This is a genomic window from Micromonospora sp. LA-10 (genome assembly GCF_051853095.1).
Lineage (GTDB): Bacteria > Actinomycetota > Actinomycetes > Mycobacteriales > Micromonosporaceae > Micromonospora > Micromonospora echinospora_A.
On the sequence record NZ_CP195710.1, the window covers coordinates 2789365 to 2816058 of the forward strand.

The following is a 26694-nucleotide window of genomic DNA, read 5'->3' on the forward strand; positions in this document are numbered from 1 at the left end:
GAACGTTGAGTAAACCCCGCACGCGCAGCCGGCGTCCGTCCGCCGCGCTCCTGGCCTCGGTCCTCGCGGCCGGCGCCCTGACCGTCGGAGGTGGCGCCGGCACCGCGAGCGCCGCCCCCGCCGCCCCGCAACCCTCGCAGCCGACCGCCGCGAAGGCACTGGGCGCACACGACGCCAAGTTGCTCGACGAGGCCGAGGCGAAGAACGCGCCGACCGTCACGATGATCATCGCGGTCAAGAAGGGCTCGGCCAAGAAGGTCGTCGACGGCCTGGCCGGCCTGGGCGCGACCGTCAGCCAGCGGTACGACCAGATCGGGTACGTGCTGGCGAAGGTCCCCACCGCCAAGGCGCTCAAGGCCGCCACGCTGCCCGGTGTCGCCGCCGTCGACCTGGACGAGACCATCAAGCTCCCCGACCCGACGCCGGAGGCGGCGCCGAAGGGCGCCAAGACCGCCTCGCAGGCCCAGACGCTGGCCGGGCCGGGCGGTGACACCGGTGCGGTGAACCCGTACATGCCGACGAACGAGACCGGCGCGGAGGCCTTCAAGGCCGCGAACCCGCAGTGGGACGGCCGCGGCGTGACCATCGGCATCATGGACTCCGGTGTGGACCTCGACCAGCCGGCGCTGCAGACGACCACCACCGGCGAGCGCAAGATCGTCGACTGGGTCACCGCCACCGACCCGCTGGAGGACGCCTCCTGGCGGCCGATGCTGACCGAGGTCAGCGGCCCGTCGTTCACCACCTCGCTGGGCACCTGGACCGCACCGGCCGGCAACTACCGGTTCAACGTGTTCCGCGAGAACATCACCGCGAACAGCGACGCGCGCGGCGACCTCAACCGCGACGGCGACACCACCGACTTCTGGGGCGTGCTCTACAACCCCGCCACCGGTGACGTCCGCGTCGACGCGAACCAGAACAACGACTTCACCGACGACGAGGTGATGCGGCCGTACAAGGAGCGGTTCCAGGTCGGCCACTTCGGCACGGACAACCCGGCCACCGCGGTACGCGAGCAGATCCCGTTCGTGGTCGAGTACCGGCGCAACGTGGACACCGCGCCGGTCGGCGGTCCGGGCCTGGTCGACTACGTCAACATCGGCATCGTCGAGAGCACCCACGGCACCCACGTCGCCGGCATCACCGCCGCCAACGACATGCTTGGTAACAGCGCCTTCGACGGCGCCGCGCCCGGCGCCAAGCTGGTCTCCGCCCGCGCCTGCTCGTGGGGTGGCGGCTGCACCGCCGCCGCGCTCACCACCGGCATGGCCGACCTGGTCATCAACCGCAAGGTCGACGTGGTGAACATGTCGATCGGCGGCCTGCCCGCGCTCAACGACGGCTCGAACGCCCGCGCGGTCCTCTACAACGACCTGATCAACACCTACGGTGTGCAGCTGTTCATCTCGGCCGGCAACTCCGGCCCGGGCCTGAACACCGTCGGCGACCCGTCGGTCGCCACCGACGTGGTCAGCGTCGCGGCGAGCGTCAGCAAGGACACCTGGCTGGCCAACTACGGCTCGGTGGTCCGCAAGGACAACGCGCTGTTCAACTTCTCCTCGCGCGGCCCGCGTGAGGACGGTGGCTTCAAGCCGAACATCGCCGCTCCGGGCTCGGCCATCTCCACCGCGCCGACCTGGCAGCCGGGCAACCCGGTGCCGGAGGCGGGCTACCCGCTGCCCCCGGGCTACCAGATGCTGAACGGCACCTCGATGGCCGCCCCGCAGGCCACCGGCGCCGCCGCGCTGCTGCTGTCGGCCGCGAAGGCGACCGGCAAGGGCGTCACCCCGGCCGCGCTGCGCCGGGCCGTCTACACCTCGGCCCAGCCGATCGCCGGCGTGCCGACGTACGCGCAGGGCTACGGCATGTTCAACGTGCCGGGCGCGTGGAGCCTGCTCGCCAAGGGCGTGCCGACCCGCACGTACACCTCCGAGGCGCCGGTCTGCACCGAGCTGTCGCCGAACCTGACCCGCTACGACCGGGCCTCCGGCACGTTCGTGCCGAACCCGAACGTCGGCACCGGCCTCTACAACCGCTGCGCCGCCGACCGTGGTGGCCAGAAGGTCAAGGAGAGCCGCCACTACGAGGTGAAGCTGACCCGGACCAGCGGCCCGAACAAGGGCATCAAGCACGAGGTCGCGTTCCGCGGCAACGACGGCACCTACTCCGCCCCGAAGGTGGTCTGGCTGCCGCTGAACAAGACGGTCACGGTCAAGGTGAAGGCCAAGCCGATGACGGCCGGCGCGCACGGCGCCATCATGACCGTCGACGACCCGGCCACCAACGTGGTCGACTTCGAGGTCGCCACCGTCGTGGTCGCCTCGAACCCGGTGTCCGCTCCGGCGTACTCCTTCTCGGCCGAGGGCTCGGTCGAGCGGAACAACTTCCGGTCGTACTTCGTGACCGTCCCGCCGGGCGCGGGCGCGCTGCAGGTCAACCTGTCCGGCATCGCGACCGGCTCGCAGACCCGCTTCATCGCCATCAACCCGTACGGCGTGCCGGTCGAGACCACCGCCAGCACCGCCTGCTACACCAACTTCTCCGACGCGGCGGTCTGCAAGCCGCAGGAGCGGGACTACCAGAACCCGATCCCGGGCGTGTGGGAGATCGAGGTGGAGGCGCGCCGCACCTCGCCGGCGCTGGACAACCCGTTCCGGCTGCAGGCCCGTGTGCAGGGCGTGAAGGTGGAGCCGGCAGTGGTGCAGCTCCCGTCGGTCACCGCCGGTACGCCGGCTCCGGTGAGCTGGAAGCTGACCAACACGTTCGGCCCGGTCCAGGTGACCGGCGTCGGCGGTCCGCTCGCCAGCGTCCGCGCCGAGCGCCCGAGCATCACCGAGGGCGCGAGCCAGGAGTACCTGGTGGAGGTGCCCGCGGGCGCCACCTCGTTCACCGCGCGGATCGGCAACCCGTCCGACCTGAGCGCCGACCTGGACCTGACTGTCTTCCTGGGCGCGACCCGGGTGGGCCAGTCGGCCGACGGTGACTCGGAGGAGGCGGTCACGCTGAACAACCCGGCGCCGGGCACCTACCGGGTGGTCGTCGACGGTTACTCGATGAGCGACCCGAGCACCGCGTACGACTACCGGGACTCGTTCGCGTCCCCGGCGCTGGGCACGCTCTCCGCGTCGTCCACGCCGCTGTCGCTGGCCAACGGCGCCACCGCCACCCTCACGGGTTCGGTGACCGCCCTGTCCAGCCCGGCCGCCGGCCGGGAGCTGTACGGCGACATGGCCGTGACCACCACCGAGGGCGCGGTCGTCGGCCGCGGTTCGGTCGAGGTCCTCGCGGTCAACTGAGCCGCTGACACGACGGAGCCCCGTCCCCTCTCGCAGGGGGCGGGGCTCCTTCGTGTCGTTAGGCGGGGCGGGCGGACTCGACCACGAACGGGGTGCCCTGCTGGCAGGTGGTCATCATGCCCGGCTCGGGGCGGCCGGTGACCTCGACCCGGGCGCCGGCCTTGAGCACGTCGCGCGGGCCGCCGACCAGCAGGTGGCCGTCGAGCAGCAGGCAGTTCGGCTCGACGCCGGCCTGGACGGTGCCGCTGATCACGGTGCCGCCGACACCCGGCGGGGTGGACGGGCCGCCCTTCCAGGAGGGGTCCGGACGGCTCGGGCTGGTGCCGGGGTCGGGCTGGCTGGTCACCGGGGCGGCTCCCGTCGTACTCGGGCTCGGGCTGGGATCGGCGGACCCGTCGCCGGGTGCGGCGCAGGCGGTCAGCGCGAGGCCGGCGAGCAGTGCGACGAGCACCGTACGAGGAGTCTTCATGGTCGATTGGACGCGGCGGACGGCCGTTCCGTTCCCGGTCAGCCCCGGGCCGCGGCGGCGGCCTTCATGTCGCGCTTGAGTTCCTGCGGCAGCGAGAACGTGAGCCGCTCGTCCGCGGTGGTGATCTCCTCGACGTCGCCGAAGCCGCGCTCGGCCAGGCGCGTCAGCACCTGCTGGACCAGTTCGTCCGGGACGCTCGCGCCGGAGGTCACGCCCACCGTGTTCGCGCCGGCCAGCCAGGCGTCGTCGATCTCGTGGGCGAAGTCGACCAGGTGCCCGGCGCGGGCGCCGGCGTCCAGCGCCACCTCGACCAGCCGGACGGAGTTCGAGGAGTTGCGGGAGCCGACCACGATCACCACGTCGCACTCGGGGGCGATCTCCTTGACCACGTGCTGGCGGTTGGAGGTGGCGTAGCAGATGTCGTCGCTGGGCGGCGACTGGAGCAGCGGCAGCCGCTTCTTGAGCCGGGCCACCGTCTCCAGCGTCTCGTCCACCGACAGCGTGGTCTGGGAGAGCCAGACCACCTTCTCCGGGTCGCGCACGGTGACCTTGTCGACGCCGTCCGGGCCGTCGACGAGCTGGATGTGGGCGGGCGCCTCACCGGCGGTGCCGATGACCTCCTCGTGCCCTTCGTGGCCGATGAGCAGGATGTCGTAGTCCTGCGCGGCGAACCGCCGGGCCTCGTGGTGCACCTTGGTGACCAGCGGGCAGGTGGCGTCGATCGCCCGCAGCGAGCGCTCCTTGGCCTGCTCGTACACCTCGGGGGCGACGCCGTGGGCGGAGAAGATGACTGTGGCGCCCTCCGGCACCTCCTCGTTCTCCTCCACGAAGATCGCGCCCTGGGCCTCCAGCGTGCGCACCACGTGCTTGTTGTGCACGATCTGCTTGCGCACGTAGATCGGCGCGCCGTAGAGCTTCAGCGCCTCCTCGACGGTCTGCACCGCCCGGTCCACGCCCGCGCAGTAACCGCGGGGGTTGGCCAGGAGCACGCGCTTGCCGGTCCGGGGAGTCGTCTCAGCATCAGTCACCCGCCCATCGTACGTGCCGCTCTCCCGCGCGGCAGCGGCCGCGAGGCGCACGCGGGCGCTGTCGGTCCCGGGCCGTAGGGTGGCCTGGTGAGCGCGGGCGAGGACGGGCAGAGCAGATCCGAGGGGCGGAGCACGCCCGAGGAGCCGTGGCCGGTCCGGGTGGTCAGCCAGAAGGTCGGCGCGTGGATCGCCCGCCTCGGCTGGGTGTGGGTCGACGGCCAGGTGGCGCAGATCAGCCGCCGCCCCGGCGCGAGCACCGTCTTCCTCACGCTGCGCGACCCGTCGGCCGACCTGAGCCTCACCGTCACCACGAACCGCGACGTGCTGGACGCGGGCGCGCCGGAGCTGCGCGAGGGCGCCCGCGTGGTGCTGCACGCCAAGCCCGAGTTCTACGCCGCGCGGGGCACGCTCAGCCTGCGCGCCGACGAGATCCGCCAGGTCGGCCTCGGTGAGCTGCTGGCCCGGCTGGAGAAGCTCAAGAAGCTGCTCGGCGCCGAGGGCCTGTTCGACCGGGCCCGCAAGCGGCGGCTGCCGTTCCTGCCGGGCCGGGTCGGCCTGATCACCGGCCGCGCCTCGGCGGCCGAGCGCGACGTGCTGACGAACGCCCGCCGCCGCTGGCCCGCCGTCGACTTCCGCACGATCAACGTGGCGGTGCAGGGGCCGAGCGCGGTGCCGGACATCGTGGGCGCGCTGAAGGTGCTCGACGCCGACCCCGCGGTCGACGTGATCGTCATCGCCCGGGGCGGCGGCGGCATCGAGGATCTGCTGCCCTTCTCCGACGAGGCGCTGTGCCGCGCGGTCTTCGCCTGCCGCACGCCGGTGGTCAGCGCGATCGGCCACGAGACCGACACGCCGCTGCTCGACTACGTGGCCGACGTGCGCGCCTCCACCCCCACCGACGCGGCGAAGCGCATCGTGCCGGACCTGACCGAGGAGGTCCGCCTGATCGGCCAGGCCCGGTCCCGGCTGGAACGCGCGGTTCGTCACCTGGTCGACCGGGAGCAGCACCGGATCGACCTGCTGCGGTCCCGCCCGGTGCTGGCCCGGCCGCAGGTCATGGTCGAGCAGCGGGCCGTGGACGTGTCGGCGCTGCGCGACCGCGCCGGCCGGTCCCTGGAGCACCGGCTGCGCGGCGCCACCGACGACCTGCGGCACACGCTGGCCCGGCTGCGCGCGCTGTCCCCGGCCGCGACGCTGGAGCGCGGCTACGCGATCGTGCAGCGCGCCGACGGCCACGTCGTCCGCTCGGCGTCCGAGGTGGCAAAGGGCGATCCACTGCGGGTACGCCTCGCCGAGGGCGAGCTGACCGCCACCGTCGACGGCTGAGGGAAGAGAGACGATGACCGGGACGAAGCAGGACGAACAGCTCAGCTACGAGCAGGCCCGCGCCGAGCTGGCCTCGGTGGTGGAGAAGCTGGAGGCCGGCGGCACCTCGCTGGAGGAGTCGCTCGCCCTCTGGGAGCGCGGCGAGCAGCTCGCCGGGGTGTGCCAGCGCTGGCTGGACGGCGCCCGCGCCCGCATCGACGCCGCGCGGCAGCGCGTCGAGGACTGACGGTGGGGTTCGGCGCGATCGTCGAACCCCACCGCGGGCCTCAGTTGAACAGGTTGTACAGCTCGGCGGGCGCCTCGACGACCTGGTCGGCCGGGGGCTTCTGGGCCGCCGCCGCGTTGCCGTAGTCCGTATAGGTGATCTTCAGGTCCTGCGCGGCGCTCTGCCCGGCCGCCGGGATCTTGAGCACCATCTCGCTGAGCCGGCCCTGCGTGTCGACCTTGGCGGTGAACGGCACCGACTGGGCCTGCGCGCCGAGCGCGGTGATCACGGCCGGGTCGAGCGAGCCCGCCTCGGCGGCCTTGGACACGTCGACGGTGCCCTCGTACGCGCCCTCGCCGGTCTGCCGTACCTCGGTGATGCCCTGGGTGAGCACGGCGCTGCCGGCCGGGTCGAGCTTCTCGAAGTCGAAGCCCAGCGCCCGGTTGCCCTTGATCCGGTTCTGGTCGAGGTGGTGGTACTTGCCGGTGTTGAGGTTCTTCACGCCGGGGATCTGGGTCGCCGCCGTGCCGCCGAGTTCCAGCTTGACCCAGCTGTCCGGCTTGGCGTGGATGAGGTCCAGCTTCATCATCAGGTCCGACGACGGGTCGCCGATCGTCATCCGCATGTCGGCGCTCTGGCTCGGCTCGTGCACCTGCCCCTCGGCGGTGGAGCCCGCGCCGGTCATGGTGAACTTGAAATTGCCCTCACGGATCGCGTTCGTGGAGTCGAGGAGGGCCTGCTTGGCCGCGCTGTTGGACGCCGTGGCGCTCGGGGCGACGCTGCCGGAGGCGCTCGGGGTCGCGGAGGCGCCGGAGGTCGTCGCGTCGCCGTTGCAGGCCGCCAGGCCGGGAATGAGCAGCGCCGCGGCGAACGCGGTGGCGCTGAAGCGTCGTATCTTCACGTCAACCTCTCCAGGTGGGTCGTCCGGGCTCGATGTCCCTTCTGTTCCCGGAAGCGGGGTTCCGCAATCCCGCATCACCCGGAGGGAGGACGTCAGCGCAGCGACGAGGCGAGCTTGCGCAGCTCCGTCTCCCCGGCGTCGCCGACCACGATCACGGTGCGGTTCGGCTCCAGCAGGACGAGCGCCTGCTCGTTGCCGCGGGCGGTGTAGCGCTGCCAGCTCAGCCCGTCGGGCAGGTCGGCCGCGCCCTGCGGCCGACCCTCGCTCAGCTCGGCCGGGAGCAGTTTCTCCGCCGGCACGTTGCTCTCCACGAGCTGCGCGCCCCGGCCCTCCGGGGTCACGTACCCGATCCGCAGCGTCGAGCCGTCGGCTTCGGTCCGGAAGCGGGCGTTGACCGTACGCCAGTCGTCGCCCAGCCCGGTCGGCTCGCTGACCGGGAACACGTTCGCGGAGCGGGCCTGCTCCAGCACGGGCGCCGGGTCGACGGTGACCGGCGAGTCACCGCCGAGGAAGCCGCGGTAGAAGGCCAGCAGCAGCGCGATCGGGACCAGCAGGATCAGCAGGGACAGCGCCATGTCCTTCGGCGACCGCTCGGAGCGGGCCTTCTCCTTGCCGGCGGGCGGCGCGGGCGTGTCCCCCGCGGTGGCCGCCTCGTCCCGCTCCGCGACGAGCGCGGGCTGACCCTCGGGCGGGGTCGGGCCGCCGCCCGGCCGGACCGGCGGCTGGCCCTGCGGTGGGGTGGCGTCGGTCGGTGCGCGGTCGGCAGGCTGTGCGGCTTCCACCCGGCCATTGTCGCAGCCCTCCGGGTGGCGTGATCCTGGCCTCCTCTGCCCCGCCGGGACCGCGAACCTGAGATCGTGTGAGGATCAGCGACAAAACCGGCGGCGACGACCGCCGGTCCCACCCCGCAACGTCGCGAGGAGGCCGCCATGACAACCACCAGGACGCGGACGCCCCAGGATCTCGACCGCAACCTCGCCCTCGATCTGGTACGGGTGACCGAGGCCGCGGCGATGGCCGCCGGCCGCTGGGTCGGCCGGGGCGACAAGGAAGGCGGCGACGGCGCAGCGGTCGACGCCATGCGCAAGCTGATCAACTCCATCCCGATGCGCGGCGTCGTGGTGATCGGTGAGGGCGAGAAGGACAACGCCCCGATGCTGTTCAACGGCGAGGAGGTCGGCGACGGGACCGGCGCCGAGGTGGACGTGGCGGTCGACCCGATCGACGGCACCACGCTGATGAGCAAGGGCATGCCGAACGCGCTCGCCGTGCTCGCGGTGGCCGAGCGCGGCGCGATGTTCGACCCGAGCGCCGTCTTCTACATGGAGAAGCTCGCGGTCGGCCCGATGTACGCCGACGTGGTGGACATCAACGCCGGAGTGGCCGAGAACATCCGCCGGATCGCGAAGGTCAAGGGCACCGACACCGCCGAGGTGACTGTGTGCGTGCTGGACCGGTCGCGCCACGACGACCTGGTCAAGCAGATCCGGCGTACCGGCGCCGGGATCCGGTTCATCTCCGACGGCGACATCGCCGGGGCCATCGCGGCGGCCCGCGGCGAGTCGGACGTGGACGTGCTGATGGGCATCGGCGGCACCCCGGAGGGCATCACCGCCGCGTGCGCGCTGAAGTGCATGGGCGGCATGATGCAGGCCAAGCTCTGGCCGAAGGACTCCGAGGAACGCCGCAAGGCGCTGGACGCCGGGCACGACCTGGACCGGGTGCTGTTCACCGACGACCTGGTCACCGGCGACAACTGCTTCTTCGTGGCCACCGGCGTCACCTCCGGCGACCTGCTGCGTGGCGTGCGCTACCGCTCGGGTGGGGCGTACACCCAGTCGATCGTGATGCGCTCCAAGAGCGGCACGATCCGGGTGATCGACTCGTACCACCGCCTGGAGAAGCTCGCCCTCTACTCGGCCGTCGACTTCGACGGCCGACCGCTGGCCGAGCAGGAGTGAGCCCGGCGGCGTCCCGCCCCCGCCCCTAACGGGCGGCGGGGGCCGGGGCGCGCAGGCCGGAGACCATCTCGTCGACGACCCGGTCCAGCGGTGTCGCCTCGATCCCGAACGTGGTGGTGGCGGCGCTGGAGTCCATCACGAACGGCCCGGCGAACTGGTGCGCGGTCTCCCGCAGCTCGCGGGCGAACGGGTCGGCCAGGCCACCCAGCCAGAGCACCGGGTAGGGCATCCGGGTCAGCCGTGGCGACGCCACGCCGGCCCGCTCCGCCGCCCGCTCGGCCAGGCTCCGCATGGGCACCGGCGGCGCGCTCGGCACGTGCCAGGCCCGTCCCCAGGCGCGCGGGTCGGTCGCGGCGGTGACGAGGGTACGGGCGACGTCCGGCACGTACGTCCAGGTGTGCGGGGCGTCCCAGTCGACAGGCAGGAACGCCCGCTGCCCGGCGAGCACCTTGGGCAGCACCATCATGGGCAGGGAGTTGCCGCCGAGCCCGATGTAGTCGGAGCCGCGTACCTCGGTGATCCGGGCCCGTCCGGCGCGGTGGGCGTCCAGCGCGTCGGCCCACATCCGGTTGCGGACCCGGCCCTTGACGCCGGTGGCGGCGAGCGGCGTCGCCTCGGTCATCGGGGCGTCGACCGGGCCGTACCCGTAGAGGTTGCCGACTGTGGCGAGCACGGCGCCGCCACGCTCCGCGGCGGTGAGCAGGGCGGCGGCCAGCGGCGGCCAGTCCGTCGCCCACCTGTGGTACGCCGGGTTGGCGCAGTTGTAGAGCGCGGCCGCGCCCTTGGCCAGCTCGGTGAGCCGGTCCGTGTCGGCGGCGTCGGCGGTCACCCGCTCGACCGCCGGGTGCTTAGGGCCGGTGCCGCGCCGGGTGACCACCCGCACCTGCTCGCCGCGCTCGGCGAGCAGGTTGGCGGTGGCGGTGCCGACGGGGCCGGCGCCGACGATCACATGCAGGGCCATGACAGGTCCACCTTCTCTGAAGCAGTTGTCCGAAGCGAGAGCACCGCTCTCGAAACAGAGCATGACTCAAGCGCGGGCGGACTGTCAAGAGCAGTGCTCTCTCTTTTGATTGCTGCTCTCATCCGTGGCAGAGTGAGGGCATGGTCGCTCCCTCACTGCGCGCCCGGGTCCGCGCCGGAATGATCGAAGAGATCAAGACGGTGGCCCGCCGCCACCTGGACACCGACGGCGCGAACCTCTCGCTGCGCGCGGTCGCCCGCGACCTCGGCATGGTCTCCTCGGCGATCTACCGCTACTTCCCCAGCCGCGACGACCTGCTCACCGCGCTGATCCTGGAGGCGTACGACGCGCTCGGCGACGCGGTGGAGGCGGCCGACGCCGCCGAGGACCAGGCCGACCTGCGCGGACGCTGGCTCGCCGCCTGCCGGGCCGCCCGCACGTGGGCGCTGGCCCACCCCGCCGAGTACGCGCTGCTCTACGGCAGCCCGGTGCCCGGGTACGCAGCGCCCGACGACACGGTCGTGCCGGCCCAGCGCCCACCGGTGACGCTGATCGGCATCCTGCGCGACGGTCTGGCCACCGGCCGGCTCGCCCCGCCCGGCGAGGACCTGCCCGAACCGCTGCGCGGCGACGTGACCGAACTGGTCGAGCAGATCGGCATGGACGTGCCGCCCGCGCTGCTGGCCCGCGGCATGGCCGGCTGGACCCAGCTGTTCGGGCTGATCAGCTTCGAGTTGTTCGGCCGGATCAACCGGGCGCTGCCGCACCGCGACGAGTACTTCGACCACCAGATCGGCCTGATGGCAGACCTCATCGGCCTGCCCTGACGCCGGTCAGCCGGGCCGCGAGCGGTCCACCGGGACCGCCGGCGGGTACGGCGGCTCGTACGGCGGCCGCCACGGCTCGACCAGCCGGGCCGCCCGCCACCCGAGCAGCAGCCCCGGCACTGTGCCGAGCACGGCGAGCACGACGGCGGTCAGGGCGTACACCGGTCGGCCGTGCAGCCATCCCGCCATCGCCGCCCCGGCCAGCGCCACGGTGAGGCCCGCGGCGGTCAGCACCTCGGCGACCCACCGGCCGGACGCCGCCCGCAGATCGCGGGAGACGAGCGCGAGCACCGCGGCGCCCAGCAACAGCGGCACGACGAGCAGCGGCGCCAGTCTCACCAGCGCGATGTCCTCGCTGGTCCAGACCGCGAACAGCAGCATCGCGATCAAGACCTGGACCGCGCCCTGGAGGACGGGCATCGACACGCCGTGGCCCGACGCCCGCCCGGCCCGGATCCGGGCGGCCAGGAGCACCAGCACGACCAGCGCCGGCACCAGCAGCAGCGCACGGACCGTGTCGTCGTACCGGTCCCCCGGCGAGATCACGCCCAGCGGCGGCGGCTCCCCTTCCCGCTGGCCGCCCGGGAACCCGATCCGCTGCCACCTGCCGGCGACGTCACGCACCGCGAAACCGTCCCGGGCGTTCGCCACCAGCACCACGTGTCCGCCACCGGTAACGTCGAGCACGGCGATGTCCTGAGCGGTGATCCGCCTCCCGTCCGGCCCGGCCTCCTCGTACCGGGCCTTCAACAGCTCCCGCTGCCTCTCGGGGATCTCCCAGGACAGTCGCCAGGTCCGCCCGGCGTCGTCGCTCTCCTCCACCCGGATCCGGCCTGACGTCACCCGGTAGCACCGCTGGGGCGTGGCGGCGACGCACACCGGGCGGTCCGGTCCGATCCTGGTCGGCACGCGCTTCCACAGGGCCTCCTGCTCGGCGTCGACGGGGTCGCGCCACGTCACACCGGCGTCGTCGCTGATCTGCCACCAGGTGGGCATGCCGTCCTCCGCCGACATCGGGAGGGTGGCGGTGCCGGCGGCCAGCCGACCCTCGACCACCTTGGTGGCGACCGCGTCGGGGCGCTCGATCGGGCTGGTGGCCGCCACCGAGACGAGCGCCGCCGGCAACAGGACGACCAGCCGGACCAGCCGGGCCGCGCGGTGTCTTACCGGGTCCCGCCGTGCTGCCTTCCACGCCCAGGCCGCCACCGCCAGCGCCGGCAGGGTGAGCAGGTCGGTCCGGTCGGCCCGGATCAGCGACGGCCCGCTCACCGCGCTCCACAGGCCGGAGGCGGCCGTCGCGGCGTACCCACTGCTCTTGACCAGCGCGAAGCCGGCACCGACCGAACCCAGCGCGAAACCGACGACGGCCCGGGGCCGGAGCCGGGGTACGAACAGCGTCACCAGCACCGCGACCAGCGGCGGCGCGAGCACCAGACCGGCGACGTCGCTCAGCTTGCCGGTCACCAGGCCCGGAAAAGCCGACTTGAAGACGTGGTCGTTGAGCACCAGCACGATCAACGAGAGCACTGTCACCGGATGACCCAGCCAGGCGAGCGCGTTACGGGCACCGTCGGGCGCTGTCGACTCGGAGAGGCGCATCCGTCCATCGTGGGCGCGGACAGTCGCGCTCCGGCCACGGAACGGTGAGGATGCGGCGTCAGGTGCCGTCGGAGGAGTGACCGGGAACAGGTCAGCCGGCCGGGCCCCGCCACCGCGGGAAGACATCGACAGCCGGCGGGTACGGCGGCCGCCACGGCTCGACCAGCCGGGCCGCCCGCCACCCGAGCAGCAGCCCCGGCACCGTCGCCAGTCCGGCCAGCGCGACAGCCGTCGTGATGTACACGGGGCGGCCGTAGAGCCATCCCACCATCACGGCACCGGCCAGCGTCGCCGTGAGCGCGGCGGCCGTCAGCACCTCGGCGAACCAACGGCCGGGCAACCTCCACGAACGGCGTGGCCAGAAGGCGAGCGCCAGGCTGCCCGCCTGGAGCGTCACCCAGCACATGAGCGGAATTGGCAGGAGCAGGAAAGTCGCTCTCCAGAGGCTCAGCAGCACCAGCGCGGCGAGGACCTGGATCGCGCCCTGCTGGACCGGCAGCGCCCGGCCGGCACGGGACGACCGTGCGGCCCGCACCGCGGACACCACCAGGACCAGGGCGGCCAGGTTGACGACCAGCAGGAACGCCCACAGCGGATCGTAATGCCGGTCACCGGGGGCGATCCGGTCGAGCGGCGGTGGCCCGGAGCTGGGCCAGCCGTCCGGAAACCCGATCCGCCGCCACCCGCCGTCGGCGTCGCGCAACGCGAAACCGTCCCGGCCGTTCGCGACCAGCACCACGTGCCCACCACCGGGCAGGTCGAGCACGGCGAGGTCCTGCCCGGTGATCCGCGCCCCGTCCGGTCCTGCCTCCTGGTGTCGCGCCTTCAGCAGCTCGCGCTGCCTCTCGGTGATCTCCCAGGAGAGCCGCCAGGTCCGGCCGGCGTCGTCGCTCTCCTGCACCCTGATCCGCCCCGGCGACAGGCGGTAACAGCGCTGGGGTGAGGCGGTCGAGCACTGCTCGCGCTCCGGCCCGGTCGTGGTCCTCGAACGACCACGCAGCGCCTCCTCCTCGGCGGGCGTGGGATCGCGCCAGGTCACCCCGGCGTCGTCGCTTGTCGCGGTGTACCAGGGACGGGTCTCGTCGTCCGGGTACGCCTCAAAGGCGACTCCGGCGGCCAGCCGTCCGTCGACGACTGTGGCTCCGATCGCGTCGGGATACGTGGCCGCGCTGGTGGCCGCCACCGCGACGGTGGCCGCCGGCAGCAGCACGACCAGCCGGACCAGCCGGGCGGCCCGGCGCCCCACCGCGTCGCGCCGGGCCCGCCGCCACGTCCACGCGGCCAGGGCCAGCGCCGGCAGGGTGAGCAGGTCGGTCCGGTCGGCCCGGATCAGCGACGGCCCGCTCACCGCGCTCCACAGTCCGGAGGCGGCCGTCGCGGCGTACTCACTGCTCTTGACCAGCACGAAGCCGGCACCGACCGAACCCAGCGCGAGACCGACGACGACCCGGGGCCGAAGCCGGGGTACGAACAGCGTCACCAGCACCGCGACCAGCGGCGGCGCGAGTACCAGCCCGGCGACGTCGCTCAGCTTGCCGGTCACCAGGCCGGGAAAGGCGGCCTTGAACACGTGGTCGTTGAGCACCAGCACGATCAACGAGAGCACCGTCACCGGATGGCCCAGCCAGGCCAACGCGGGGCGAGCGCCGTCGGGGGTGGTCGGCTCGGCGGGCGTCATCAGTCCATCGTGGGCACCGACTGTCGCGCCGCGGCCACGAAGTGGTCAGGATGCGGCGTCAGGTGCCGTCGGACGAGTGACCGGGGAACAGGTGCGCGGTCGGGTCGATGACGACAGCCGCGTTGTTCACGGCGGTGGCCGCCTCGCCGAAGCCGGTGGCGATCAGGCGGACCTTGCCCGGGTACTCGGTGATGTCCCCGGCGGCGAACACCCGGGGCAGGTTGGTGGCCATCGCGCTGTCCACCACGATGTGCCGCCGGTCGATGTTCAGCCCCCACTCGGCGAGCGGGCCGAGGTCGGCGGTGAAGCCGAGCGCGGCCACCACCGTGTCCACCGGAAGCGTCTCCACCTCGCCGCCGCGTACGGTCAGCTCGGCGCCGGTGACCGTCTCCTCGCCGTACAGCCGGCTCACCTCGGCGTTGACGACGATCCGCACCGGCAGCGCGCGGACCCGCTCGATGGTGGCGGCGTGCGCCCGGAAGCGGTCCCGCCGGTGCACGAGCGTCACCGACCGGGCCAGCGGCGCGAGCGTGGCGGCCCAGTCGAACGCCGAGTCGCCGCCGCCCACGATGAGCACGTGCCGGTCGGTCAGCTCGGCCGGCTGCGGCACGAAGTAGACGATCCCGCCGCCGGTGAAGCTCTCCGCGACCGGCAGGGGTCGGGGCGTGAAGCTGCCGAGCCCGCCGGTGACCACCACCGCGCCGCAGCTGAGCTGCTCACCGCCGGCCAGGCCGAGCACCGGCCGGCCGTCGAGGTAGGACAGCTTTTCCGCGCGTACGCCGAGCTGGTAGTCGGGGTGGAAGGGCGCGGCCTGGGCGACCAGGTTCGCGACCAGCTCGCGGCCCTTGATCGCGGGGAAGCCGGCGACGTCGAGGATCAGCTTCTCCGGGTACATGGCGGTGATCTGACCGCCCGGCTCGGGCAGCGCGTCGATCACCGACACGGAGAGTCCGCGGAATCCGGCGTAGTAGGCGGCGAAGAGCCCGGCGGGACCGGCCCCGATCACGGCGACATCGACCTCGCGCATGGCTCACCGTCACTTTCCGCTTCGGGATCAACCCACGCTGATGCCGAAACGGTAGGCGGGCCGGTGGCCGCGGGCAAGCACGTCCCGCTGTTCGATCAACGTGCCGTCAGGGCAGCGTCATCCTCGGTGAGCCGAGGCGGTCCGCGTCGTCGGTGTCCCTGCGGCGGCGGAACAGGATCGCCGCGATCACGCCGCCGAGCAGCCCGAACAGGTGGCCCTGCCAGGAGACGCGCTCGTCGGTGGGGAGGATGCCTAGCAGTTGCCAGCCGTAGAGCAGCCCGACGAGCAGGCCGACGGCGAAGTTCCACCAGCTCCGCTCCACGATGCCGCGGGTGAGCAGGATGCCGAGGTAGCCGAAGATGACGCCGCTGGCGCCGACCACCACCGAGTTGGGCGAGCCGGTGAACCAGACGCCCAGGCCGCTGACCAGGATGATGACCCCGGTGGACCAGAGGAACCGGCGGGTGCCTGCGGCGAGCACGAACGTGCCCAGCAGGATCAGCGGGATGCTGTTGCTGTAGAGGTGGTTCCAGCCGGCGTGCAGGAACGGTGAGAAGAAGACGCCGTCCAGGCCCTGGATCCGCTGCGGGATGATGCCGGCGGTGTAGTCGAGGCCGAGTCGCAGGCCGACGTCGAGCGCCTCGATGAGGAACAGCACCGGCACGACCGCGCACATGGCGACGAAGGCCCGGCCGAGCGCCGCGTAGAACGCATCGGTGCCGAACCGGTGAGGGTCGCCGCCACGTGGGCTGTCAGGCCAGGTCACCTACCAAGAGCTATCAGTAAAAGTGGCGGGCCGCCAGTCGGGACCGGGTACGACGACGGCGGGACACCCGGTTCTGCCCGGGTGTCCCGCCGTCGTCACAAGGTCAGTACCAGCCTGAACTCTGCGACTTCTGCCAGGCGCCGCACGGGGTGTCGTACCGGCCCTTGATGTAGCCGAGACCCCACGTGATCTGGGTCGCCGGGTTGGTCTTCCAGTCGTCGGCGACCGAGCTCATCTTGCTGCCCGGCACCGCCTGCGGGATTCCGTACGCTCCGGAGGAGCTGTTGGAAGCCTTCGGGTTCCAGCCGCTCTCCTTGGTCCAGAGCTTGTCCAGGCAGGGGAACTGGTCGATGCCGAAGCCCTTCTGGAGCATGATCGCGCAACCGATCTTCCGGTTGCCGCTGTACTCCGCGCACGAGGACGGGATCGGTCCCTCGTACGGCTTGATCTTCGTCTCGGTCTCCGCCGCTTCCCGTTCCTTCTTGCGGGTGGCGGCGGCCGCCTCGGCCTTCTTGGCCCGCTCGGCGGCTTCCTTCGCCGCCGCGGCGGCACGCAGCTTCGCCTGGTACTCGGCGGCACGCTGCCGGGACGAGTCCACGCGGTGGTCGGACAGCCGTTCGCGCTGGTACGCGTACTCCGCCTGGTCGACCTCCAGGCCGACCTGCGCGGTCAGGCCCTGCTGCTGGGTCTGGCGATCCTCGCCCAAGTAGAAGCCGCCGGCCACGCCCACGGAGAGCAGTGCCACAGCGGCGGTGCGGGCGCCGAACCGGCTCCACAGCCGACTCACGAAGTTTCCCTTCGTCGGGGGCAGGGACGCGGCACGCGCGTGGCCTCACCGGGCCGCGCCGACGTGCCGCGAGCGCTCCGGTACCGGTGTGACTGCGGGGCGTGTAAGGCTCCCGAGTGGTCGGTGACGCTCGATGGACACCATTGCGCACAGTGAGGCCGGTGGGAAATGGCCAGCCCTAAAAGTGATCTGCGTCACCCCGAGAATCGGGACAAAGTGGGGCAAAAGCGGCGGTCAGCCGGGGATGTCCTCCAGCAGGTCGGTGACCATCGCGGCGATCGGAGAACGCTCCGATCGGCTGAGCGTGACGTGCGCGAAGAGGGGATGCCCCTTCAGCGCCTCGATCACCGCGGTCACCCCGTCGTGCCGGCCGACCCGCAGATTGTCCCGCTGGGCCACGTCGTGGGTGAGCACCACCCGAGACCCCTGGCCGATCCGGGACAGCACGGTGAGCAGGACCCCCCGCTCCAGCGACTGGGCCTCGTCGACGATGACGAACGCGTCGTGCAGGCTGCGGCCGCGGATGTGGGTCAGCGGCAGCACCTCCAGCAGCCCGCGCGAGGTGACCTCCTCCAGCACGTTCTCGTGCACCACCGAGCCGAGCGTGTCGAAGACGGCCTGCGCCCAGGGCGACATCTTCTCCGACTCCGAGCCGGGCAGGTAGCCGAGCTCCTGACCGCCCACCGCGTACAGCGGACGGAACACGATCACCTTCTTGTGCCGGCGCCGCTCCATCACCGCCTCCAGGCCGGCGCAGAGCGCCAGCGCGGACTTGCCGGTGCCGGCCCGGCCGCCGAGCGAGACGATGCCGATCGACTCGTCCAGCAGCAGGTCGAGCGCGACCCGCTGCTCCGCCGAGCGGCCGTGCACGCCGAACGCCTCCCGGTCGCCCCGGACCAGCCGGATCGTCTTGTCCGGCAGCACCCGGCCCAGCGCCGAGCCGCGCCCGGACTGCAGCACCAGGCCGGTGTGGCAGGGCAGGCCCGCCGCGGCGTCGACGTCGAGCGTCTCGCCCGCGTACAGCCGGCCGATCTCCTCCTCGGACAGGTCCAGTTCGGCCATACCGGTCCAGGTCGGGTCGCTGGCCTGGCCGTGCCGGTACTCGTCGGCACGCAGGCCGACCGAGGCCGCCTTCACCCGCAGCGGCATGTCCTTGCTGACGAGCGTGACCTCACGCCCCTCGGCGGCCAGGTTGAGCGCCACGGACAGGATGCGCGCGTCGTTCGACTCGTTGCGGAAGCCGGGCGGCAGCACGCCGTCGTCGGTGTGGTTCAGCTCCACCCGCAGCGTGCCGCCCTGCTCGTTGGCGGGCACCGGACGGTCCAGCCGGCCGTGCCGCACCCGCAGCTCGTCGAGCATGCGCAGCGACTGGCGGGCGAACCAACCCAGCTCGGGATGGTGCCGCTTGCCCTCCAGCTCGGAGATGACCACCAGCGGCAGCACCACCTCGTGCTCGGCGAAGCGGTGGAACGCCGCCGGGTCGGAGAGAAGGACGGAGGTGTCCAGGACGAAGGCCGGGCCGGCTGGTCGGGGCTCCTCAGCCTCGGCAGCGGCGCTCCGGCGGCTGCGGGTGGTCCGGCGGGTCGGGGCGGTCGCGGCCGGGCTCTGCTCGGCTCCGGCGGGGGTACGGCGAGTGGTCACAGGCCTGCTCCGCGGATGGGCACCCGGCCACCCGAGTTCCGCCTCTTCCGGTGCCCGGTGGACACGGGGTCGGATGCGGGCCCCGTGTGCGAGGACGCAGGTCCGGGCTGTCCGGCTGGCCCGGGAAAACCCCGCGCCATGCCTAGACGCTAATCGCCGAGGGGCCGCGGGGCTAGAGGTGCGCGTGGATCATCGTGTGGTCGGCGCCGGACGTACACCTGTTCGGGTGACGGGCGGACCGGAACCGGCCGGGATGCATGCCCCCTGCGCGCATCCCGGCCGGTCGCCGCGGTCGGCGTCGCGGTGCGGGCCTCAGCCCGGCCGCCGCGCCAGCGTGCCGGCCCTCGGGCCAGCGCCGGTCGCACCGAACGACGATCCGGTGTACGTGGTGCCCGCCCGCCCCACCGCGCCGAGCTGAGCGGTGGCGGTGACCCGTACGGCCGGGGCGGAGCCGGACCGGGCGGCGACAGCGGCCGGTACGGCGGTGCCGGCGAACGGCACTGCCGAGCGCCCGGCCGACGTCACCACAGTCGCGCCGGGGGCGGACAGCGCCGAGGCGATGGCGGCCTGGGCGTCGCGACGGCGGCGGTTCCAGGCGCCCCGGTCACCGTCGAAGTAGCCCTGCCGGTAGCCGAACCGGTAGCCGATGCGGTAGCTCAGCTGCCCGTGCAGGCGACCGGCGGCGTAGCAGGTGGAGCCGAGCACCAGCACGAGGACCACGGCGAGAAAAGGGGTCATCGCTCGTCCGCCCCGGGCAGCGGGTCGACCACCAGCAGCCGTTCGAGGTCGTCGGTGCTGACCTCCTCGACCAGCTCGACGCTGATCCGGCAGCCGTCGAGGATGACCTCGGCCACCGACGCCCGGCGGATCTCGCCGCCGGAGTCGTACACCCGGACGCTCAGCTCGGGACAGCCGAGGTGGGTACGCCAGGCGTCCCACTCCCCCCGGTCGCCGACGCTGAGCGAGAGGTACCGGCAACCCCGGGCGAGATAGAGACGCCACGGGGCGCTCAGCCCGGCGGACACGCCTTCCGCGATCAGCCCGAAGGCCTGGGCACGGGTCGCGAGCTCGGTCACGAAACCCCCTCGGCACCCGCGGAGTGACGCATGTGAGCACTCGTCGTCTCAAGCACGTGACACACCGTAAGTTGTCTCATGAGCGTGACAGTATCAGCTTTTCGGGCCTTTGCCGCCGTACTCGTGTCCATCTATTCTGCCCAGGTGACACCCCTCAGGAGCAGCCCTGGATCGTTTACCGGAAATGCGCGATCACCGTCACGTCGGCGTGACAGCAGCGTGCCGAGACCGCCCGACGGGACTGACTGGCCGTACCGTCACGGGGTGACCGAGACGGCCAACGCGCGGAAGATCGCCTTCGCCACCTTCGTCCGCCGTGCCCTCGACGACGCACGAGCGCTGCGGGCCTGGAGCGGCACCGAGGTTTCCCGGCGCACAGGCGTCTCCCGGCAGACCATCAACCGCTGGGTCCGCGGAGACTGGGCCAGCGACCCGGAGGCCGAGCGGGTGGTCGCCTTCTGCGAGGGCCTGGGGCTCGATCCGGCCACCGCCTTCACCGCGCTCGGCTGGGACCGCGCCGCCGGCCCACGGGCCACGCCCACCCCACCGCCGATGGACCCGGACGTGGAGGCGCTGCTGCGCCGGCTGGTCGACCCGACCGTGTCGGACGCGGAGAAGTTCCACATTCGAGAAACCATCCGTTACCTCGCATACCGCCCGACTCTGCCGGGCGGTGTCCGAAATAGGGGTAAACAAGCCGGGTAGTTCCTCAGATGGCGAAAGAACGGAAGGTCGGACCCGATCGTTTCGCCTCGGGGACGGAACGGACCCGCTAGCGTCCACGTTTGTACTGCTAGGGGCTCGTCATCGGCGGGGGGACGGGACACAGCCGAACCCAGCCCTGCGGGACAGAAGGAGGGGTCTGTCCATGACCCTGAAATGGTTGGCAGTCGTGGTCGCGGTGGTGTCGCTGACATCGTGCGTGACCGGCAACGTGGTGGTCGGCGTACTGGACGGCGGGCAGCTTCCCCTGGTCGTCAACCTCTTCGCGCTCACCACGGCCGGCACCGCGGTGATCCTCGCCGTCGTCGCCGAGCTGCACGATCGTCTCAACGACCGGGTCAGCGCGCTCACCGAGTTCCTGGTGGCGCGGCTGAACGAGATCGAGGCGCACACCGGCGACCGCAACACCGGCTTCGTGGAGGGCTACCTGCTCAGCCACGGGCAGGACGCGGCAGTGGTGCCGTTCGGGCGCCGGGGACGAGGAGCCGCCGAACGCTGACCCCACGCCGTTTCGACGTCACATCTCGGCCACGAATACGCCGCCGGACGCGGGGTACGCTGACGCGCGTGCCGCCGTTGAATCTGGGCAACCAGCAGCCGAAGACCCCGTTGAACGCGGAGCACGCCTGGCGTGCGACCGCCGACCGTGCACGGGACGTCGTGCTCTTCTTCGACTTCGACGGCACGTTGGCGCCGGTCGACGACGACCCGACGGCCGTGCGGCCCGCGCCGAACGTGCTCACCGCGCTGGAGGCGCTCGCCCCGCACGTGCGGCGGATCGCCATCGTCTCCGCCCGCCCGGTGGATTTCCTCCGTGACCACCTCGGTGGCCTCACCGGCATCGACCTGTACGGGCTCTACGGCCTGGAACACAGCCACTCCGGCAGCGAGACGGTCACCGAGCCGGCCGCCCTGCCCTGGGTGCCGACCATGTCCGAGTTGGCCGAGCAGGCCCGCGCCGAGTTGCCGCCCGGCGCGCTCGTCGAGTTCAAGCGGCTCTCCGTCGCGCTGCACTGGCGTACCGCCCCGCAGCTCGGTGAGCTGGTGCAGGAGTGGGGCCGGGCCCAGGCCGAGCGGCTGGGCCTGCGCGCCCAGCCGGGCCGGATGGTGCTGGAACTCAAGCCCCCTGTCGACCGGGACAAGGGCATGGTGATCGGCGAGACGGTCCGGGACGCCGGCGGCGCCTGGTACTTCGGTGACGACGTCTCCGACATCAAGGCGTTCGCCGCGCTGCGCGCCCGTGCCGCCGCCGACCCCGGCTTCCTCGGTGTCTGCGTCGCCGTGGCCAACCCGGAGACCGGGCGCGAGGTGGCCGACGCCGCCGACCTGACCCTGGACTCCCCCGCCGCCCTGGCCGACTTCCTCACCGACGCCCTGCGCCACCTGACCTGACCTGACCTGACCCTCGCGCCGGGGGTCAGGTGCCGAAGCGGCGCTGGCGGGTGGCGTAGGAGCGCAGGGCGCGGAGGAAGTCGACCTTGCGGAAGTCGGGCCAGTTCAGCTCGCAGAAGTAGAACTCCGAGTGCGCGCTCTGCCAGAGCATGAAGCCGGAGAGCCGCTGCTCGCCACTGGTCCGGATGATCAGATCCGGATCCGGCAGCCCCTTGGTGTAGAGGTGCTCGGAGATGTGGTCGACGTCGAGCGAGGTGGCCAGCTCCTCAAGCGTGCCGCCGTTCGCGGCGTGCTCCACCAGCAGCGAGCGGACCGCGTCGGCGATCTCGCGCCGCCCGCCGTACCCGACCGCGATGTTGACCTGAGCCCCGCCGTCGCGGTTCCGGGTGCGTTCCTCGGCGGCCTTGAGCGCGGCGGCGTGCTGCGCCGGCAGCACGTCGAGCGCGCCGACCATCCGCAGCCGCCAGGGATTGCCCTCCTCGGCCAGCTCGGTGGTGAGGTCCTCGATGATCTGGAGCAGTGGGTCCAGCTCGGCGGCCGGACGGGAGAGGTTGTCGGTGGAGAGCAGCCACAGCGTGACGTGCCCGACGCCGGCCGCGTCGCACCAGCGGAGCAGCTCCTTGATCCGCTCGGCGCCCATCCGGTGGCCGTCGTTCGGGTCGACGAAGCCCATCTCCCGGGCCCATCTGCGGTTGCCGTCGCACATCACGCCGACGTGTGCGGGTACGGGCTTGCCCGCGAGCTTCGCCGTCAGTCGGCGCTCGTATACGGAGTAGAGGAGTTTCCGCAGAGTCATCACCTTGCAGGGTAGCGACCCGTGAGAAAGATCAGTGTCTCGGTGGCGTATCAGCCGACGGCGAGCCGCTCCGGCGTGGCCGCGGCACGTCAGCGGCGATCGCCGCGAGCGTGCGGACGTCGAGCCGGCCGTCGCCGAGCCCCAGCTCCACCACCGTGCGGTAGACCCGCTCGTCGCGTCCGGCCGCGCCGACCACCGCGTCGACCACCCAGCGACGCCTGGCCAGCCAGGCCGCCGCCGAGCTGTGCCGCAGGTGAGTGCCGAGCCGGGCGCGCAGCGCAGCCGCGTACCCGGAGGCGGCCTCGGCGGGATTGCCGGCCGCCGCCGCGCCGGCCAGCGCTCCCGAGCGCAGCGCGTAGAAGATGCCCTCGCCGGTGAACGGGTTGATCAGCGACAGCGCGTCCCCGGCCAGCACCACCCGGCCCCGCCCGGGCGCCGGCCGGTGGGTGGACAGCGGCAAATGGTGCGCGCGCAGGCCGGTCACCGTGGCCGGGTCGACGCCGGGCAGCAGCGCGGCCGTCCGGGCCAGCAGGTGCGCGCGGGTCAGCGGCTCGCCGCGCAGCACCTCCCCGTACCCGACGTTCGCGCGACCGTCGCCGATCGGAAAGGCCCAGGCGTACGCGGGCCAGCGCGCCGCCGAGGTGACGATGAGCTGTTCGGGCAGCCCGGGCGGGGCGGGCGCGTAGCCCCGGATGGCGAGCGCCAGGTGCCGGTCCGGGTTGACCGGGTGCCCGAGCGCACGCCGGACCACCGATCCGGCGCCGTCCGCGCCCACCAGCGCCCGCGCGGCCAACTCGCCGTCGAGCACCACCCGGTCGGAGGCGATCTCCACCCGGCGTACGGTGTGCCGCCGCAACTCCGCGCCGGCCGCCACCGCCGCCGCGACCAGGCGTGCGTCGAACACCCGGCGGGGCACCGTGTAGGCGGGCCGGGGCAGCGTCCGGGCGACGGTGCCGCCACCCGGTCCGACCAGGCGCAGCGCGGGCAGCGGCGGATAGCCGTCGACGGCCCCGGTCACGCCCAGTTCGGCGAGGACGTCGAGCGCGTGCGCGGCGATGCCGTCACCGCACGCCTTGTCCCGGGGGAAGTCGGACCGGTCCAGCAGCAGCACCCGCGCCGCCCCGGCCCGCCGCGCGCCGAGCGCGGCGGCCGCTCCCGCCGGCCCCGCCCCCACCACCACGACGTCCCACACGCCCTCATCCTCCCCCGCCGGCCCCCGCCCCGGGCATCAACGGGACCGGGTTGCCCGGTACAGGGACCAGAGGCAGAGGGCTGCCGCGGTTATCAGGGGGGCACCGTCGCGGATCAGGCCGTCGACGCCGAGCAGCCACCAGCACAGCGGCAGGTCGATCGCCAGTACGCCGAGCGTGACCGCGACCAGGGCCTTCCGCGCCCAGGCCCGGTCGCGCAGCAGGAACGCGGTGCAGAACAGCACCGCGTAGCTGACCGCGATGCCGGCGCCGAACCACAGGACCAGAGCAGGTACGGCGGCGAGCCGCCCGTCCAGCACGGCGCCGGTCGCCACCAGCGCCGGCACCAGCATCAGCGGGCTGTAGGTGAACGCCGCGACCCGGGCGGTGAGCAGCCAGCCGTTCGCCTGCGGGCGCTTCGGCGTCATCTCCCGCCAGGAGATCGTCCCGCCCTCGACGACCAGGCCCTTGCGGTGCCGGACCAGGTGCGCGCGGATCGCCTCGGAACGGTAGAGCAGCACCACCACGGCGACGCAGAGCGCGGTGAGCACGGCGAACCCGATCAGGCCGGGCAGCGCGGGCACCCCCTGCCGGGGCACGATCAGCCGCCCGACCGCGAAGATCGTGGTCACCGCCAGGATCAGCCCGAACGGCCGGGCAGCGACCCGGCCCTTGTTCACGTGCCCGATTAGCAGCAGGAAGCCGAGCGACCGGAGCATCGCCCAGCCGGTGCGTACGGCCAGACCGAACTCCTGCTCCGGGGCGTACCAGTAGTTGAGCAGCTCGACCACGACGGTGGCCGCCGCGGTCACGGCGAGCAGCGTGGTCAGCGCCCGGACGGCGGACGGCCGCCGGACCTCGACAGGTTCAGCGGCCGTCCTCATGGCATCCGATGTTGCCCGGCGCGGGCAACAGGCACACCTGTTACTTCTGCGGCTCCGCGTCGAGGCGGGCGCGCAGCGCGTCCAGCTCGGCCCAGAGCACGCCGGGGAGCTTGTCCCCGAACTTCTCGAACCACTCGGTGACCAGCGGCAGCTCGTTGCGCCACTCGTCCGCGTCCACCTTCAGCGCGATCCGGACGTCCTCCGGGGTCATGTCCAGACCCTCGACGTCGAGCGCGTCCTGCGCCGGGACCATGCCGATCGGGGTCTCCACCGCCTCGGCCCGGCCCTCCAGCCGCTCGATGACCCACTTGAGCACGCGGGAGTTCTCGCCGAAGCCCGGCCAGAGGAAGTTGCCCTCGGCGTCCTTGCGGAACCAGTTGACGTAGTAAATCTTGGGCAGCTTGGACTCGTCGCCGTCGGCGCCCTTGCCCATCTCGATCCAGTGCCGGAAGTAGTCACCGCCGTTGTAGCCGATGAACGGCAGCATGGCCATCGGGTCGCGGCGCACCACGCCGACCGCGCCGGAGGCGGCGGCGGTGGTCTCCGAGGAGAGCGTGGCGCCCATGTAGACGCCGTGCACCCAGTCGCGGGCCTCGGTGACCAGCGGGATGGTGTCGCGACGACGGCCGCCGAACAGGATCGCGTCGATCGGCACGCCGTTCGGGTCGTAGTAGTCGTCGGCCAGGATCGGGCACTGGGTGATCGGGGTGCAGAAGCGGCTGTTCGCGTGCGAGGAGAGGTTCTCGCTCTCCGGCGTCCAGTCGTTGCCCTTCCAGTCGATCAGGTGCGCCGGCGGCTCACCCATGCCCTCCCACCAGATGTCGCCGTCGTCGGTCAGCGCCACGTTGGTGAAGATGGAGTTGCCCCGGTCCAGCGTCCGCATGGCGTTGGCGTTGGTCTTCCAGTCGGTGCCGGGGGCGACACCGAACAGGCCGTACTCCGGGTTGATCGCGTAGAGGCGGCCGTCCTGGCCGAACCGCATCCAGGCGATGTCGTCGCCGATGGTCTCGACCTTCCAGCCCGGGATGGTCGGCTCCAGCATCGCGAGGTTGGTCTTGCCGCAGGCGGACGGGAAGGCGCCGGCGATGTGGTAGACCTTGCCCTCCGGCGAGGTGATCTTGAGGATCAGCATGTGCTCGGCCAGCCAGCCCTCGTCGCGCCCCATCACACTGGCGATACGCAGCGAGTAGCACTTCTTGCCCAGCAGCGAGTTGCCGCCGTAGCCGGAGCCGTACGACCAGATCTCCCGGGTCTCCGGGAAGTGGGAGATGTACTTCGTCTCGTTGCACGGCCAGGCCACGTCCTGCTGGCCCGGGTCGAGCGGCGCGCCGATCGAGTGCAGCGCGTGCACGAAGTCGGCGTCGTCGCCCATCGCCTCCAGGATCGCCGACCCCATCCGCGTCATGATCCGCATCGAGGCGACCACGTACGGGCTGTCGGTGATCTCCACGCCGAACATGGGGTTCTCGGCCTCGATCGGGCCCATGCAGAACGGGATGACGTACATGGTGCGCCCGCGCATGCTGCCGCGGTACAGCTCCGTCATCGTCCGCTTCATCTCGGCCGGCGCCATCCAGTTGTTGGTGGGGCCGGCGTCCGCCTCGTCGACGGAGCAGATGAAGGTGCGCTCCTCCACCCGGGCGACGTCCGTGGGGTCGGTACGCGCGTAGAACGAGTTGGGCTTCTTCTCGGGATTCAGGCGGATCAGGGTGCCGTTGGAGACGAGTTCGTCGGTGAGGCGGCGCCACTCCTCATCAGACCCGTCCACCCAGACCACGCGGTCGGGGGTGGTCAGTTCCGCGACCTCACGAACCCAGGCCAGCAGCTTGGGGTGGGACGTCGGGGCCTGATCGATACCCCGAACAGCAGCCGGAGCAACCATGTCACTTCTCCTTGTGGTCGACGCTGACCGATCTATGGGGTGCACGAGTTCTGGCGGGCAAGTACGCCGCCTCGTGGAAACCTGGGATTGGGCTCAGCGTAAACCGGACTGCCTCGCCAGTCAGTGGGACTGGTTGTGAAGAACTGCACAAGGTACGGCCACGCTGCGGCTTCACGATCTGATACCCGCTTTCGCGCGCAGTTTCACGCAAATCCTGCGGTGAACCTTCGACGGCCCCGTCCGTCACCGGAGTGACCGCGACGCCCGATCGCGGGG

General features: G+C 72.3%; 25 protein-coding genes. 8 read left to right on the top strand and 17 right to left on the bottom strand.

Features of this window, described 5'->3' with window-relative positions; genetic code table 11:
• Positions 1 to 5 precede the first annotated feature (5 nt).
• Positions 6 to 3299 carry a S8 family serine peptidase gene (locus ACSDG8_RS12950; protein WP_210899925.1) on the top strand — a complete coding sequence of 1098 codons (3294 nt, stop codon included), beginning with the start codon at positions 6 to 8 and terminating at the stop codon, positions 3297 to 3299.
• A gap of 58 nt (positions 3300 to 3357) precedes the next feature.
• Here the strand turns inward: ACSDG8_RS12950 and ACSDG8_RS12955 are convergent, their stop codons facing one another.
• Together ACSDG8_RS12955 and ACSDG8_RS12960 are read right to left on the bottom strand one after the other, a co-directional pair.
• Positions 3358 to 3768 (bottom strand): hypothetical protein, encoded by a 411-nt coding sequence (locus ACSDG8_RS12955; RefSeq protein ID WP_210899923.1) that lies wholly within the window; start codon positions 3766 to 3768, stop codon positions 3358 to 3360.
• Between the two features lie 38 nt (positions 3769 to 3806).
• Complete coding sequence (locus ACSDG8_RS12960) at positions 3807 to 4796, bottom strand: 4-hydroxy-3-methylbut-2-enyl diphosphate reductase (protein WP_210899922.1); 990 nt, start codon at positions 4794 to 4796, stop codon at positions 3807 to 3809.
• Positions 4797 to 4883: 87 nt separating this feature from the next.
• Between ACSDG8_RS12960 and xseA the strand changes: the two genes are divergently transcribed.
• Positions 4884 to 6122, top strand: coding sequence for an exodeoxyribonuclease VII large subunit (gene xseA / locus ACSDG8_RS12965; RefSeq protein WP_210899919.1), 1239 nt, complete (start codon positions 4884 to 4886; stop codon positions 6120 to 6122).
• 13 nt (positions 6123 to 6135) lie between these two features.
• Complete coding sequence (locus ACSDG8_RS12970) at positions 6136 to 6348, top strand: exodeoxyribonuclease VII small subunit (RefSeq protein WP_210899915.1); 213 nt, start codon at positions 6136 to 6138, stop codon at positions 6346 to 6348.
• A 40-nt stretch (positions 6349 to 6388) separates the two neighbouring features.
• Here the strand turns inward: ACSDG8_RS12970 and ACSDG8_RS12975 are convergent, their stop codons facing one another.
• Positions 6389 to 7228 carry a hypothetical protein gene (locus tag ACSDG8_RS12975; RefSeq protein ID WP_030501279.1) on the bottom strand — a complete coding sequence of 280 codons (840 nt, stop codon included), beginning with the start codon at positions 7226 to 7228 and terminating at the stop codon, positions 6389 to 6391.
• Positions 7229 to 7320: 92 nt separating this feature from the next.
• Positions 7321 to 8010: a DUF4245 domain-containing protein gene (locus ACSDG8_RS12980; RefSeq protein ID WP_210899912.1), complete on the bottom strand. Its 690-nt coding sequence runs from the start codon at positions 8008 to 8010 to the stop codon at positions 7321 to 7323.
• A 147-nt stretch (positions 8011 to 8157) separates the two neighbouring features.
• Between ACSDG8_RS12980 and glpX the strand changes: the two genes are divergently transcribed.
• Positions 8158 to 9189 carry a class II fructose-bisphosphatase gene (gene glpX, locus ACSDG8_RS12985; RefSeq protein ID WP_073825013.1) on the top strand — a complete coding sequence of 344 codons (1032 nt, stop codon included), beginning with the start codon at positions 8158 to 8160 and terminating at the stop codon, positions 9187 to 9189.
• A 25-nt stretch (positions 9190 to 9214) separates the two neighbouring features.
• Here the strand turns inward: glpX and ACSDG8_RS12990 are convergent, their stop codons facing one another.
• Positions 9215 to 10150 (bottom strand): NAD-dependent epimerase/dehydratase family protein, encoded by a 936-nt coding sequence (locus ACSDG8_RS12990; protein ID WP_439427909.1) that lies wholly within the window; start codon positions 10148 to 10150, stop codon positions 9215 to 9217.
• A gap of 140 nt (positions 10151 to 10290) precedes the next feature.
• Here ACSDG8_RS12990 and ACSDG8_RS12995 point away from each other — a divergent pair, with 140 nt between their 5' ends.
• Complete coding sequence (locus ACSDG8_RS12995) at positions 10291 to 10977, top strand: TetR/AcrR family transcriptional regulator (protein WP_439427910.1); 687 nt, start codon at positions 10291 to 10293, stop codon at positions 10975 to 10977.
• A 6-nt stretch (positions 10978 to 10983) separates the two neighbouring features.
• On the opposite strand, the gene ACSDG8_RS13000 is transcribed toward ACSDG8_RS12995, so the two are convergent.
• From ACSDG8_RS13000 to ACSDG8_RS13035, 8 genes are all read right to left on the bottom strand, one after another.
• On the bottom strand, positions 10984 to 12576 hold the full coding sequence (locus tag ACSDG8_RS13000; RefSeq protein ID WP_439427911.1) for a hypothetical protein: 1593 nt from the start codon (positions 12574 to 12576) through the stop codon (positions 10984 to 10986).
• 91 nt (positions 12577 to 12667) lie between these two features.
• A complete protein-coding gene (locus ACSDG8_RS13005; protein ID WP_210899899.1) occupies positions 12668 to 14254 on the bottom strand; it encodes a hypothetical protein in 1587 nt (528 codons plus the stop codon).
• 58 nt (positions 14255 to 14312) lie between these two features.
• Complete coding sequence (locus tag ACSDG8_RS13010; RefSeq protein WP_116504018.1) at positions 14313 to 15281, bottom strand: NAD(P)/FAD-dependent oxidoreductase; 969 nt, start codon at positions 15279 to 15281, stop codon at positions 14313 to 14315.
• Between the two features lie 106 nt (positions 15282 to 15387).
• Positions 15388 to 16047, bottom strand: a complete 660-nt coding sequence (locus ACSDG8_RS13015) for a rhomboid family intramembrane serine protease (protein ID WP_210899896.1) — start codon at positions 16045 to 16047, stop codon at positions 15388 to 15390.
• A 103-nt stretch (positions 16048 to 16150) separates the two neighbouring features.
• On the bottom strand, positions 16151 to 16834 hold the full coding sequence (locus ACSDG8_RS13020) for a transglycosylase SLT domain-containing protein (protein ID WP_210899893.1): 684 nt from the start codon (positions 16832 to 16834) through the stop codon (positions 16151 to 16153).
• A gap of 234 nt (positions 16835 to 17068) precedes the next feature.
• On the bottom strand, positions 17069 to 18475 hold the full coding sequence (locus ACSDG8_RS13025; RefSeq protein WP_210899890.1) for a PhoH family protein: 1407 nt from the start codon (positions 18473 to 18475) through the stop codon (positions 17069 to 17071).
• 312 nt (positions 18476 to 18787) lie between these two features.
• A complete protein-coding gene (locus tag ACSDG8_RS13030) occupies positions 18788 to 19213 on the bottom strand; it encodes a hypothetical protein (RefSeq protein ID WP_116504012.1) in 426 nt (141 codons plus the stop codon).
• The gene (locus tag ACSDG8_RS13035; RefSeq protein WP_210942749.1) at positions 19210 to 19551 is read right to left on the bottom strand and encodes a hypothetical protein; all 342 of its coding nucleotides are present in this window, start codon (positions 19549 to 19551) and stop codon (positions 19210 to 19212) included. The genes ACSDG8_RS13030 and ACSDG8_RS13035 overlap by 4 nt, the downstream gene beginning before the upstream one ends.
• A gap of 264 nt (positions 19552 to 19815) precedes the next feature.
• Here ACSDG8_RS13035 and ACSDG8_RS13040 point away from each other — a divergent pair, with 264 nt between their 5' ends.
• From ACSDG8_RS13040 to otsB, 3 genes are all read left to right on the top strand, one after another.
• On the top strand, positions 19816 to 20256 hold the full coding sequence (locus ACSDG8_RS13040; protein WP_210942748.1) for a helix-turn-helix domain-containing protein: 441 nt from the start codon (positions 19816 to 19818) through the stop codon (positions 20254 to 20256).
• A 163-nt stretch (positions 20257 to 20419) separates the two neighbouring features.
• Entirely contained in the window at positions 20420 to 20773 is a 354-nt protein-coding gene (locus ACSDG8_RS13045) for a hypothetical protein (RefSeq protein WP_026268070.1), read from the top strand.
• Between the two features lie 68 nt (positions 20774 to 20841).
• The gene (gene otsB, locus ACSDG8_RS13050; RefSeq protein WP_210942747.1) at positions 20842 to 21666 is read left to right on the top strand and encodes a trehalose-phosphatase; all 825 of its coding nucleotides are present in this window, start codon (positions 20842 to 20844) and stop codon (positions 21664 to 21666) included.
• Positions 21667 to 21691: 25 nt separating this feature from the next.
• Here otsB and ACSDG8_RS13055 read toward each other — a convergent pair whose 3' ends face one another.
• From ACSDG8_RS13055 to ACSDG8_RS13070, 4 genes are read right to left on the bottom strand one after another with little or no spacing between them, the layout of a single operon-like run.
• Complete coding sequence (locus ACSDG8_RS13055) at positions 21692 to 22462, bottom strand: isoprenyl transferase (protein ID WP_073825033.1); 771 nt, start codon at positions 22460 to 22462, stop codon at positions 21692 to 21694.
• A 31-nt stretch (positions 22463 to 22493) separates the two neighbouring features.
• Positions 22494 to 23654 carry a geranylgeranyl reductase family protein gene (locus ACSDG8_RS13060; RefSeq protein WP_439427912.1) on the bottom strand — a complete coding sequence of 387 codons (1161 nt, stop codon included), beginning with the start codon at positions 23652 to 23654 and terminating at the stop codon, positions 22494 to 22496.
• A 36-nt stretch (positions 23655 to 23690) separates the two neighbouring features.
• On the bottom strand, positions 23691 to 24536 hold the full coding sequence (locus ACSDG8_RS13065; protein WP_210899870.1) for a hypothetical protein: 846 nt from the start codon (positions 24534 to 24536) through the stop codon (positions 23691 to 23693).
• Between the two features lie 40 nt (positions 24537 to 24576).
• Positions 24577 to 26418 (bottom strand): phosphoenolpyruvate carboxykinase (GTP), encoded by a 1842-nt coding sequence (locus ACSDG8_RS13070; RefSeq protein ID WP_210899867.1) that lies wholly within the window; start codon positions 26416 to 26418, stop codon positions 24577 to 24579.
• Positions 26419 to 26694: the final 276 nt, after the last annotated feature.